Origin of the sequence: Polynucleobacter sp. MWH-Aus1W21 (assembly GCF_018687275.1) — a bacterium.
Lineage (GTDB): Bacteria > Pseudomonadota > Gammaproteobacteria > Burkholderiales > Burkholderiaceae > Polynucleobacter.
The window spans coordinates 2029248-2040791 of record NZ_CP061287.1 but is presented as its reverse complement, the minus strand read 5'-3'; the positions used below and the strand labels follow the sequence as shown (position 1 = coordinate 2040791).

At 45.1% G+C, this 11544-nt stretch carries 10 protein-coding genes; 4 read left to right on the top strand and 6 right to left on the bottom strand.

Going from position 1 to position 11544, the window contains the following annotated elements:
* Window positions 1–15: 15 nt before the first annotated feature.
* From ICW03_RS10575 to ICW03_RS10550, 6 genes are all read right to left on the bottom strand, one after another.
* On the bottom strand, window positions 16–255 hold the full coding sequence (locus tag ICW03_RS10575) for a helix-turn-helix domain-containing protein (RefSeq protein ID WP_068319558.1): 240 nt from the start codon (window positions 253–255) through the stop codon (window positions 16–18).
* Between the two features lie 76 nt (window positions 256–331).
* Window positions 332–1348, bottom strand: coding sequence for a tRNA dihydrouridine synthase DusB (gene dusB, locus ICW03_RS10570; protein ID WP_215347974.1), 1017 nt, complete (start codon window positions 1346–1348; stop codon window positions 332–334).
* A 129-nt stretch (window positions 1349–1477) separates the two neighbouring features.
* Window positions 1478–2635 carry an FAD-dependent monooxygenase gene (locus ICW03_RS10565; RefSeq protein WP_215347973.1) on the bottom strand — a complete coding sequence of 386 codons (1158 nt, stop codon included), beginning with the start codon at window positions 2633–2635 and terminating at the stop codon, window positions 1478–1480.
* 16 nt (window positions 2636–2651) lie between these two features.
* Entirely contained in the window at window positions 2652–4019 is a 1368-nt protein-coding gene (locus ICW03_RS10560; RefSeq protein ID WP_251374401.1) for an aminopeptidase P N-terminal domain-containing protein, read from the bottom strand.
* A complete protein-coding gene (gene murU / locus ICW03_RS10555) occupies window positions 4012–4728 on the bottom strand; it encodes an N-acetylmuramate alpha-1-phosphate uridylyltransferase MurU (RefSeq protein WP_215350315.1) in 717 nt (238 codons plus the stop codon). The genes ICW03_RS10560 and murU overlap by 8 nt, the downstream gene beginning before the upstream one ends.
* A gap of 13 nt (window positions 4729–4741) precedes the next feature.
* Window positions 4742–5743 carry an aminoglycoside phosphotransferase family protein gene (locus ICW03_RS10550; protein WP_215347971.1) on the bottom strand — a complete coding sequence of 334 codons (1002 nt, stop codon included), beginning with the start codon at window positions 5741–5743 and terminating at the stop codon, window positions 4742–4744.
* Between the two features lie 33 nt (window positions 5744–5776).
* Here ICW03_RS10550 and ICW03_RS10545 point away from each other — a divergent pair, with 33 nt between their 5' ends.
* The 4 genes from ICW03_RS10545 to rsmA are packed head-to-tail and all read left to right on the top strand — an operon-like array spanning window position 5777 to window position 11515.
* A complete protein-coding gene (locus ICW03_RS10545) occupies window positions 5777–8299 on the top strand; it encodes an LPS-assembly protein LptD (RefSeq protein ID WP_215347970.1) in 2523 nt (840 codons plus the stop codon).
* An 8-nt stretch (window positions 8300–8307) separates the two neighbouring features.
* Complete coding sequence (locus ICW03_RS10540) at window positions 8308–9753, top strand: peptidylprolyl isomerase (protein ID WP_251374400.1); 1446 nt, start codon at window positions 8308–8310, stop codon at window positions 9751–9753.
* Window positions 9728–10735 (top strand): 4-hydroxythreonine-4-phosphate dehydrogenase PdxA, encoded by a 1008-nt coding sequence (gene pdxA, locus ICW03_RS10535; protein ID WP_215350313.1) that lies wholly within the window; start codon window positions 9728–9730, stop codon window positions 10733–10735. The genes ICW03_RS10540 and pdxA overlap by 26 nt, the downstream gene beginning before the upstream one ends.
* Window positions 10736–10738: 3 nt before the next feature.
* Window positions 10739–11515, top strand: a complete 777-nt coding sequence (gene rsmA / locus ICW03_RS10530; RefSeq protein WP_215347968.1) for a 16S rRNA (adenine(1518)-N(6)/adenine(1519)-N(6))-dimethyltransferase RsmA — start codon at window positions 10739–10741, stop codon at window positions 11513–11515.
* Window positions 11516–11544 lie beyond the last annotated feature (29 nt).

The window sequence follows — 11544 nt, the reverse complement described above, 5'->3', positions numbered from 1 at the left end:
CTTTGTGATGAATGTTTACTTCAACAGCTGATGCTCAACGAGCTTCTTATGAAGTGTGTTGCGGTTAATACCAAGATATTGCGCTGCCAGTGATTGATTCTGTTTAGCGTGCTGCATAACTAATTCCAGCATAGGCTTTTCTACAACAGCCAAGACCATTTGATAGATATCGGTTGGTGCCGTTCCTTTGAGGTCATTTAGGTAACCCTGTAATTGGGTTTCAATACATTCGGTAATTGGGTGCTTATTGGTCATAACAGTCTATCAATACAAAAACAAGAAAATAAAAAACAAAAAATACAGCAGGGATCTAGCGGGGATTCAGCAGGAATTAAGCTGCCTCTAAAAATAGTAAGCGTTCAGAATGCAATTTCATCTCATCAAAATAATCATTCACCATTTGCAATTCGGTTTTGCAATCATCAGCAGTATTCATGCGCTGACGGAATGCATGTGAGTCTCGTAAACCTTTGCAATACCAACCGATATGCTTGCGAGCTGTGCGAAGGCCGATATGTTCACCATAGAACTCATAGTGATCTAAGAGGTGGGCATTCATAATCGCCTGAATCTCATTGATCTCAGGGGTTGGTAACTTACCACCAGTTTCAAGGTAATGATTGATCTCGCGGAAGATCCAAGGGCGACCTTGTGCCGCACGTCCGATCATGATGGCATCAGCCCCAGTGATCTTTAAAACTTGCTCTGCTTTCTCGGGGCTAGTAATGTCACCATTTGCAACCACCGGAATGCCTACGTTATTTTTGACTGCAGTAATGGTTTCGTACTCTGCTTCACCGTGATATAGGTCAGCTCTAGTGCGACCATGAACCGTCAACATAGAAATGCCAGACTTTTCTGCGAGACGTGCAATCTCGATTGCGTTCTTATGTTCGCGATCCCAACCAGTGCGAATCTTTAAGGTAACTGGCACTGCATCTGGTCCAACACCGACAGCATTCACAACAGCTTCTAAAATTTGCTGCACTAAAGGCTCATCGCGCAATAGTGCAGAGCCAGCAGCAACGTTGCAAACCTTCTTCGCAGGGCAGCCCATATTGATATCAATAATTTGTGCACCATGATCTACGTTAATTTTTGCCGCAGCTGCCATCATTGCTGGGTCAGCCCCGGCAATTTGTACCGCGATCGGTTTGAATTCACCGACATGATTGGCGCGACGTTGTGTTTTCTCGCTTTTCCAAAGTAGGGCATTAGATGCCACCATTTCAGAAACCGCATACCCTGCACCCAATTTCTTGCAAAGCTGCCTAAAAGGGCGATCTGTTACCCCAGCCATAGGGGCTACAAATAGCTTATTTGCGAGGGTGTGAGGGCCAATGTTCATCTAAAAGGGGGCTTGGGCGGAAAGCATGACACTTTAGCACATTCGACCTCAAATCTGCCTATTTTTTAGGCAGATTGCTTGTTACAGATCAAATCAGGAATGCTTATATTTAGGGGCGATTTAAGCCCTTTAGCGCCTACCAAACATCATCTGGCGGGCTAAGGCTGTCTTTACTGGTGGAAGCCACTGAAGGGCGCTTAAAGCCAGTCCTCTGGCTACCACTACTGGAGCAAGATTAGAGGTAAACACCCTGGCCATAAAGTCCGTTAGGCCAATCGTAGTTGTTCTGTCAATTTTGCGGCTTTGAGCATAGCCTTGGAGCGCATTTTGGATGTCTATTGGAGATTGAGGTTCTGCCGATCCAGAAAATACGCCAACTAATTTTTCCGCCAGCAAGAAGGCATCTCGTAAGCCTAGATTTAAACCTTGACCCGCTACCGGGTGCAAAGTTTGAGCAGCGTTACCAATCCACACTTCATTGTCTTTGGTAATTTCTTTGCGATAGTTCAAACCAAGCTCATATAAACGACGATCCTGAATTTTGAGAAAGCGACCAATTCGAGAGCCAAATTCTTTTTCTAATTCGTTTAAGAAATCGGCATCACTGAGTTGCAGGCGATGTCCTGACGACTCTGGTGAACCACACCAAACCAGATTCAAAATATTGGGACCGTAATGACTTGGCAAAACAGCTAATGGACCTTCAGCAGTAAAACGTTCCCAAGCATGATGGGGCGCCGCATTTTCTACTTCAACCAATCCGACTAAGGCTGACTGACCATAGTCGCGACCAGATTCAACCCAATCTTGTGTTTTAAATAAGCCGCCTTCAGCATGCACGATACATTTGGCGTGGATATTATTTTCTTCAGCATCTTTATCGATATGTCGCCAAACAAAGTTGGGGCACTTTGCTTGAAGAGTCCTCAATGCCTGGCGAAGTGTGATGTGGATATCGCGATAGCGAATGATGTGCCCTAGCGCATCTTGATTGAGTTCTTCGCGGGTCATCAGGGCTCTGCCAAAGCGTCCAGCTTGTGAAACATGTACGCGATGAATTTGGGCGGATTCTTTTGGCCAAGCGTTGATCGTATCCAGTAATAACTTGCTGCCATGCGATAGCGCAATGCCACGACTATCGGCATTCGCTAAATCGCCATCATTAATTGGATTGCGATCTAGTAGCGTGATTTTTGCATCTGGAAATTTCTGCAGGGTCCACGCGGCACAAGCAAGCCCAACCGGGCCACCACCTTGAATCAAAATATCGCAATTAGATGAGCTCATTGGCGATGAAATATGTTCAAGAGTTTTTCATGAGAGCTTCAATCTCATCTGCTTTGACGGGTACGCCACGAGAAATCAATTCACATCCAGAGTTGTTAAGGACGGCATCATCTTCAATGCGAATGCCAATATTCCAAAAGTTCTCATCCACATCATCAGCTGGTCTGACATAGAGGCCAGGCTCAATCGTCATTACCATGCCGCTCTTGAGGACTCGCCATGGCTTATCTTCACTAGATGCATCATGACTGGCTTCGCGATAGGAGCCTACGTCATGCACATCCATGCCTAACCAATGTGATGTGCGGTGCATGTAGAAGCGGCGATAAGCGCCTGTTTCTATGGCATTTTCAAGTGAGCCTAGATCGGCAAGCTTGAGCAACTTCTCATCAAGTAAGCCCTGGGTTAGTACTTTCAGTGCTGCTTCATGCGGCTGCATAAAAGTATTGCCCGGTTTGGTCATGGCAATTGCTGCCTCTTGCGCTGCTAATGTAATGTCGTATAGAGCACGTTGCGGGCCGGTAAATTTTCCATTTACTGGAAATGTCCGGGTGATATCAGATGCATAACCATCTAGCTCGCAACCGGCATCAATCAAACAAAGTTCGCCGCTTCGCAATTCGGTGGAGCCTGCACGGTAGTGCAAGATGCAAGAGTTAGCGCCACCAGCAACAATACTGTTGTAGGCAACACTTTGTGCGCCACTATTACGGAACTCATGAAGCAATTCCGCTTCTAGTTGATACTCGCGCATACCGGGCTTGCAGATTTGCATAGCACGAATGTGCGCGCGAGCAGAGATAGCAGCAGCACGTCGCATGATGTCAATTTCATGCTCATCTTTAAATAGACGCATTTCATGAATAAGCGCCTCGACATCATGAAATTCAGATGGTGGATTTACACCTGAGCGCGCTTGTCCTCGGACCCGTTTCATCCAATGACGCAAGCGTCTATCAGCCTCAGCGCTTTCTGCAAGGCGAATATAAACTGCATCTTGATCGGCCAACAGGTCGCCTAGTTTTTGGTCCAACTCTTGGTTACTGTGTGCAAATTCAATGCCTAATATTTCAGGCGCTGCTTCAGGGCCAAGACGAATGCCATCCCAAATTTCTCGCTCGGGATCTTTGGGTCTACAAAATAAGTGAGATTGAAGTTGAAAGCGCTTTCCGTCACCATGCACTTTCATTAGGAGTGTAGCGCCCGGCTCTTCAAAACCTGTCAGGTAGTAAAAGTCGCTATCGTGACGATATGGAAATTCACTGTCGCGGTTACGAGCAATTTCAGGTGCAGTAGAAATAACTGCAATTCCTCCGCCAGTCTTAGCAAATATTTGTTTTGCTAATTCACTTCGACGAAGTTGATAAATATCCGATTTATTCATATGCTGCATTGAGCTCTTGTAAGCGTTGTGGCGTACCTACATCGTGCCATGGACCGGTATATTTTTCACCATTCACTTTATTTTGCTCCATCGCGGTTCTCAGCAAGGGGGCTAGCTTGGCAGGAGTTCCAAATTCCAGGTCTTTAAAGAGGTCTTTGTGATAAATCCCAATCCCTGAGAAGGTTAGCTTTTCGCTCTCTACGGATTCAGTGTCTCCCACGGCGGAGTCTTGCAGGTAAAAATCCCCTTCAGGGTGCTGCACTGGGTTGGGAACCATGATTAAGTGGGCCAATGGCTTACTAGGGTCAGCACGCATTCTAGAAGCTGTTTCTAATAGCATGCTTACAGGCAAATTCGGGCTAAATACATCGCCATTGATGACTAGGAAATAGTCTTCGGGGGCAATCATAGGGAGTGCTTTGCAAATGCCGCCAGCAGTCTCTAGGGCGCTACCTTCAGGTGAATACTGGATATGAAGACCAAATTGCTGGCCATTCCCGAGGGCCTCCTCAATTTTTTCACCCAACCAAGCATGGTTAATGACGACATTCTGAATTCCTGCCTTAGCTAAAGCTTCTAAATGCCAAGTCAACAAAGATTTTTTCTGAATGGTTAACAAGGGTTTGGGTAAGGTATCCGTGAGAGGGCGCATACGCTCACCTCTGCCGGCGGCAAGCAAAAAACAAGGAATGAGATTGCTCTTATTCATCATGTATATCTAACTAGTCTTTATGAATGCGGGTCGATTCTAGAATACGAGCTAAAGGCTTTAGTTCAATATAACGGTTGGCTGTTGCAATTGCATATTCAAGCACGAGTGGGATGTCTTTGAGATACCCATCCTTGCCATCGCGATGATATAGACGCGCAAAGATGCCGAGAACCTTGAGGTGGCGCTGCAAACCCATCCATTCAAAATCACGATAGAACTGACCAAAATCATTTGGCATTGGTAATCCTGCTTTACGACCTGCTTCCCAGAATTTGATGACCCAATCAATCACTCTCTCTTCTGGCCATGAGATGTATGCATCTCGCCATAAAGAAGCAGCGTCGTAAGTAATGGGGCCATACACTGCATCCTGAAAGTCAATTACTCCAGGAGTATGTTCTTCTGTCACCATTAAATTGCGCGAGTGATAATCGCGATGAACATAGACTTTTGCTTGTGCTAAATTATTTTCAATAATGAGCTCAAACGATTTTTTTAATTGCTCTATTTGCTGTGCATTAAGCTCAATACCGAGATGTTTCTTTAAATACCATTCAGGAAGTAAATCGAGCTCACGTTGTAACAATGCTTCGTCATAGTTTGGTAAAACATCAGGCTTGCTTGCTAACTGCATTAAAACTAGCGCATCGGTTGCATCTTTATAGAGAATATCTGCAGTCTCATTATTCAGTTCGGCAAGATAAGTTTTTGTCCCCAAATCATTTAATAGTAAGAAACCTTCAGCAATATTTTGCTCGAGTATTTTTGGCACATTTAAGCCTGCCTCCGAGAGCAATAAATCGACCTTGATAAAGGCATCTAAGGGCTCATGTTGGGGTGGCGCATCCATTACGATCAAAGTCCCAAAATTGGGGTTTTTAGTGGTAATTCGGAAATAGCGTCGAAAGCTGGCATCAGCCGAGGCCGGCACCAAAGAGTCAAGATCTAATTGCCAGCTAGGTTCTAGGGCTTTTAGCCAGTTACGGAGGGGGTTTAGGCGTGAGTCAGTCATGGTCGATTCGTATAATAAGGCGGGTCTGGATCTATGAGTCATTATCGCCGTCGCGCCGGCCTTTGCGCCCCTCTTTTTTTGCATGCAACCCTACGCGTAATAACGGGGGTGGTATTGCTGCAATTTTCTCTTCATGGACACGCTCAGGCCCCCGCTCCTTTGCCCCAAAATTCGCAGGCTGGTGCTAATACAGTTTTGTTGCCCGATCGTGGAAATGTCACCGTTTTGAAGTTAGATGATCAGTTACGAACTGGAGTTCCGATAGACGACAGTAAGGCGCTAACATTTACATCAAGCGATGTCATTGAGGGTGTAGTTGATCGCAAAATGAAACTCAAGGGTCGAGCGCAAATACGTCGTAACGGCGGAGTCATTAAAGCGGATGAAATTATTTATGACCCCGATACCGATATTGCAGATTTGGTAGGGAATGCAGAGTTAACAAAAGGGAATACTACTTTTAAAGGTCCAACTGCCCAATTTAAAGTGGATGCACGTGAAGGTCAGATGGAGGCTCCTAAATATGAACTTCGCGACACTCGTGGTAATGGCTCCGCCAAAAAACTGACTATTGAAAATACCGATATTTTTGTTTTTGACAAAGCAACTTACACGACATGTACGCCGCAAAACATGGACTGGTATTTTACGGCCAGCACTTTAGAGATTGATAACGAACAAAAAGAAATGGTTGGCACGCATGGTGTGATGCGTTTCTTCGATGTGCCCATTGCATACGTACCGTATTTCACTGCACCCACATCCAATCAGAGACGTACTGGCATCTTAGCTCCCGTTGCTGGTTATAACTCCAATAATGGTTTTGACATGACCCAACCGTACTATGTCAATATTGCGCCAAATAAAGATTTATTGATTCTCCCGCGCTATATGACTGAGCGTGGTCTGCAGGTAGGCGCAAATTACCGTTTTCTTGAGTCTAAGTACAGTGGAACTTTGGCGGGTGACTATCTAGCTCATGATAAAAAAACTGGTACTGATCGTTGGCGTTACGATTGGCAGCAGCGACAGTTATTTAGTGGCGGTGTTGGCCCTGGGGGAATTCCTATGCCGGGATCTTGGTCAGGTTACGCCAATATGTCACGTGTTTCAGATAATTTATATCCGACAGATTTTTCTCAAAGTATTGCTGGCGCAGTCACCAGCCAACTTCGTCAAGAGGTTGGGACTGTTAAGGGGTTGACAGGAAGTTTAAGTAACTGGACTGTGTCAGCTAAAGCCGTAACATTTCAGACTTTGCAACCCGATCCCACTGTAACGGTGCAAGCCCCCTATAACGTGCTGCCTAACATTAACGCTAGATATAACAGCTTAATGACACCTGCCGTTTCGGATATGAGTGGCAAGTACATTGCCTTGCCTACTGGCCCAGTAACAACATTTTCAACTGATTACACTAGATTTGCCTATAACATTGGTGGAAATCTTTCAGCCTCTGCGCCTGGTGTCTACAGTCAAGCCGATAGAACTGTCATAAAGGGTGCGATGGCTTTGCCGCAAGTTACTCCAGGCTATTACATAACTCCTAAAGTAAGTTTTCAATCTAATACTTATAACGCCACGCCCTTTGTTGCAAGTGGGGCGCCTGTAGCTCAGGGTTTTACTATCCCAACATTTAGTTTGGATTCTGGTTTGGCTTTCGAAAGAGAGGCTGCTGAATTAAAAGGTTTTTATGGTCGCGATATGCTATTGACTATGGAGCCTCGTGCTTTTTATGTGTATACGCCTTTTCAGAGCCAAGCACAAACCCCATTATTTGATACCGCGGATGCTGGTTTTGGGGTTTCCCAAATTTTTAGTGAAAATACTTTTATCGGTAATGATCGTATTGCAGACAGTAATGCTGCTACGCTCGGGCTAACTAGTCGAATGATTGAGGCCAACACTGGTGCGGAGCGTGCGACTGTCACTATTGCGCAGAAGCAGCAGTTTACAGGGCAACGCGTTGGATTGAATGGCACCATAGTTAATCCAACCACCTACTCTGATACGCTTGGTGCTGGCTCTGTGCGTTTGCTTGGAAATTTTAGTGCGGACATATTTGGGCAGTACAACACTCAATTAAATCGAATTGTGCAAACTACGATCGGTGGAAGTTGGCGCCCAACTCAAGGTAGGAGTTTAAATTTCGGATACCGTAACGTTTGGTCTCCCCCAGTGCAGGCATCAATTCAAAATAACCAACCTTTTGTGCCATCATCAACCACAACTGATCAGTACAACATTTCAGGTCAATGGCCCATCACTAGAGAAATTTCAGTTTTAGGGCGTTGGGGATACGATGCCCTAACAACAAAGACTTTAAATAGCCTGTTGGCTTTGGAATGGAGTAGAGATTGCTGGACGTTTCGTGGCGCCTACTCTCAGGTCTTAAATACCTCTCAAATCACCACTACCCAAGTACTCTTTCAGGTTGAATTTAGGGGCTTTGGTAGCGCTGGAGGCAATCCAGTTGATATCATGAAGCTTAATGTTCCTGGATACATGCCTACTTCTAAGCCTGTGCCACCTTCAACATACGAGAACTATCAATAATGCTATGTATGAATCGTTTTAATAAAATTAGCGTTCACGCCATCGTCATCGGCTTGGGATTATTTTTTAATGTTGCTTTTGCTCAGGATGCAGTAAAAGCAAATGCTAATGCTGACAGTAAGATTCGTAATATTGATGGCGTGGCTGCAGTTGTTAATACCGGTTTTGTAACGCGCAAAGAGATTGATGATCGGATTGCCGGGCTTAAAAAGCAAGGTGTGAAATTGTCTGATGATGGTTCATTGCGAAAAACTATTTTGGACCGTCTTATTCTTGAAAAAATTCAACTACAAAATGCTGAGCAAGAGGGCATAGCTGTAAGTAATAAAGAGTTGGATAAGATCATCGGCGACATAGCTGAAAAAAATAAACTAACATTCGCTGAATTTAAAGCAAAAGTAATTGCCTCAGGCAACACATTTGAGAAGTACAAGAAATTATTACGTGATGACGTAATGTTGACTCGCTATCGCGAAAGAGAAGTTGAAGCCAAGATAAAAATTTCTGAAGCTGAAGTTGACAACTTTATTACAGAGCGAACCAGGGCGATGACTTCGGGCGGGGCTCAGCGATCATCACCAGCCGCCAAGGGGGAGCTAGAAGAAATTGACGTTGCCCAAATCTTTGTTCCCTTAGAGGCTGGGGCCGGGGCTGGGGCGCAGGCTGAGGCTAAAAAGAAAGCGGATGCTCTATTGCGGGACGCACGCGGCGATGTTGATTTCATGCAATTAGGCGCCATGGCTGCAAAAGACAATCCCAAGATTAAGTTTCAGGAGTTGGGCTATCGCACTCCTGACCGTTTGCCGCAATTATTTTATGAGGCCGTTCGAAATACTGGCGGTGGACAAGTGGCAAATGCAGTTGTAAAAAGTCCTGCCGGCTACCATGTCCTTAAAGTTTTGGATCGTCGGGCAGTCGGAGCTGGCGCCCCTCTTCAGCAAGTAGTTGCCCAGGATTCTGGTTCAAACACTCCGCAAAATATTCCCATTACACAAACCTTATCTCGTCATATTTTGTTGCGTAATCGTCCTGGTTTAAGTGACCAAGATGCTGAGAGGCGTTTGCAGGGTTATCGTGACCAGGTGCGCGCTAAGACGGCAGATTTTGCTGAGCTTGCCAAAAAATATTCTGAAGATGGTTCAGCGCCAAATGGGGGAGATCTGGGGTGGATGAGTCCTGGAGACTTGGTGCCAGAGTTTGAGCAGGCAATGAATCGATTGCAAATTGGTGAAGTCAGTAACCCAGTTAAAACCGAATTCGGCTGGCACTTGATTCAAGTGATGGAGCGTCGTGAAGGTCAGCTGACTGTAGAGAAACAGCGTCAATTTGCACGCGCAGCTATCCGTGAAAGAAAATTTGATCAAGCCTACCAAGAGTGGATGCGCGAATTACGTGATAACGCCACAGTCAAAATTCTGAACGTGGATGATGAAGCAAGCAGCGCCCCTCGTTAATCTCGTAGTAAGTACCGGTGAGCCAGCTGGTATTGGGCCTGAGGTTTCTCTTGCTGCTGCTCTCAATTTTCTACGAGAACAGAATGGCGTCGCTATCACCTTGCTGGGCGATGATCGGCTGTTGAACCTGTCAAAAAATATTGATCCAGCATTGATTAATCGATTACAGATTCAATCTATTAAGCTTGAAGCGCCTGTTGTCTCAGGGATTTTGAATTCTCAAAATGCTCAGTATGTCGTTACCCTATTAGATCAGGCGATTAATGGTTGTGAGCAGGGGCGTTTTGATGCCATGGTGACTGCACCGCTTCAAAAGAGTGTCATTAACGATGCCGGCACTCCTTTTACAGGGCATACCGAATATCTTGCGCAGCAATGTGATACTTCTCATGTAGTCATGATGTTGTGCGCGACCTTGCCTTCCGGATTTTTAGGGCTTAAATCTCCTAGGGATTTACGAGTAGCGTTAGTGACTACCCATTTGCCATTGAGGGATGTGTCAAAGGCTCTCAGTTATGACTTGATATTGGAAACAATTCAAATTGTTAATCGAGATTTGCAGAAAAAATTTAGCATTGCAAATCCGGTGATTCGTATGGCTGGCTTAAATCCTCATGCTGGTGAATCTGGCTATTTAGGGCGTGAGGAAATTGAAGTCATCTCACCTGCAATTGAAGCTGCAAAGGGAATGGGTATTCAGGTATCAGGCCCTTATCCAGGTGACACGATGTTTGATCCCGAGTCTATTGCTCAAGTTGACGCATTTATTGCGATGTATCACGATCAAGGTTTGGCTCCTTTCAAGTTTGTCACTTTTGGCAATGGTGTGAATGTAACCTTGGGATTGCCAATTATCCGCACCTCAGTAGATCACGGAACTGCTTTGGATATTGCCGGCAAGGGTATTGCTGATTCCAGCAGCATGCTTGAAGCTTTGCGCTTGGCTTATCAATTAGCTTTAAATCAAAGAAAGCAACCCTAATACATGCATCGTGCACGTAAACGATTTGGCCAGAACTTTTTACAGGACAACGGAATTATTTATTCCATTGTTGCCCTAATTAATCCCAGCGCTGATGCGCATGTGATTGAGATTGGTCCCGGTCTCGGTGCACTAACACTGCCTTTATTAGAGAATCTTGACCACTTGGATCTATTAGAGATTGATCGTGATTTAGTGGCCTTCTGGAATGAGAAAAATCTCGAAGGCCTAAGGGTGATCGAAGGGGATGCTCTTAAGTTTGATTTTTTGGCATGGGCGCAGAATCGCTCTGGTAAGAAAGGTTTATGTAAGGTAGTTGGTAATTTGCCTTACAACATCTCTTCACCGCTGCTATTTCATTTGGTTTCTGCTGCAAATTCAATCGATGAACAAGTGTTTATGTTGCAAGCAGAGGTTGTCGAGCGAATGGTTGCCAAGGAAGGAGGCTCTGACTTTAGTCGTCTTTCAGTCATGCTACAAGCTCGCTACGATATGGAGTTGGTTTTGGAGGTGCCGCCTGAAGCCTTTGATCCGCAGCCTAAGGTGAACTCGGCTGTAGTGCGAATGATTCCTAGAAGAGATTTCACTTTGAATGATATTCAGTGGAATGCCTTAGAAAAAGTAGTTGCTGCAGCTTTTTCTCAAAGAAGGAAAATGCTTCGAACTAATTTACAGGATTTTGCTGATAGGCTCGAATTGACTGAAATTGAACTCAAAGCAAGAGCGCAAGATATTTCTGTGGATCGTTATATTGAGTGGGCGAAGGTTTTAGCCTCTTAAGTCAGCGTTAAGATTGACTTACGCGTCAA

Excerpts from the sequence above, each read along its gene's own strand:
- ICW03_RS10575 (WP_068319558.1), bottom strand. The coding sequence starts at position 255 with ATGACCAATAAGCACCCAATTACCGAATGTATTGAAACCCAATTACAG.
- dusB (WP_215347974.1), bottom strand. The coding sequence starts at position 1,348 with ATGAACATTGGCCCTCACACCCTCGCAAATAAGCTATTTGTAGCCCCT.
- ICW03_RS10565 (WP_215347973.1), bottom strand. The coding sequence starts at position 2,635 with ATGAGCTCATCTAATTGCGATATTTTGATTCAAGGTGGTGGCCCGGTT.
- ICW03_RS10560 (WP_251374401.1), bottom strand. The coding sequence starts at position 4,019 with ATGAATAAATCGGATATTTATCAACTTCGTCGAAGTGAATTAGCAAAA.
- murU (WP_215350315.1), bottom strand. The coding sequence starts at position 4,728 with ATGAATAAGAGCAATCTCATTCCTTGTTTTTTGCTTGCCGCCGGCAGA.
- ICW03_RS10550 (WP_215347971.1), bottom strand. The coding sequence starts at position 5,743 with ATGACTGACTCACGCCTAAACCCCCTCCGTAACTGGCTAAAAGCCCTA.
- ICW03_RS10545 (WP_215347970.1), top strand. The coding sequence starts at position 5,777 with ATGAGTCATTATCGCCGTCGCGCCGGCCTTTGCGCCCCTCTTTTTTTG.
- ICW03_RS10540 (WP_251374400.1), top strand. The coding sequence starts at position 8,308 with ATGAATCGTTTTAATAAAATTAGCGTTCACGCCATCGTCATCGGCTTG.
- pdxA (WP_215350313.1), top strand. The coding sequence starts at position 9,728 with ATGAAGCAAGCAGCGCCCCTCGTTAATCTCGTAGTAAGTACCGGTGAG.
- rsmA (WP_215347968.1), top strand. The coding sequence starts at position 10,739 with ATGCATCGTGCACGTAAACGATTTGGCCAGAACTTTTTACAGGACAAC.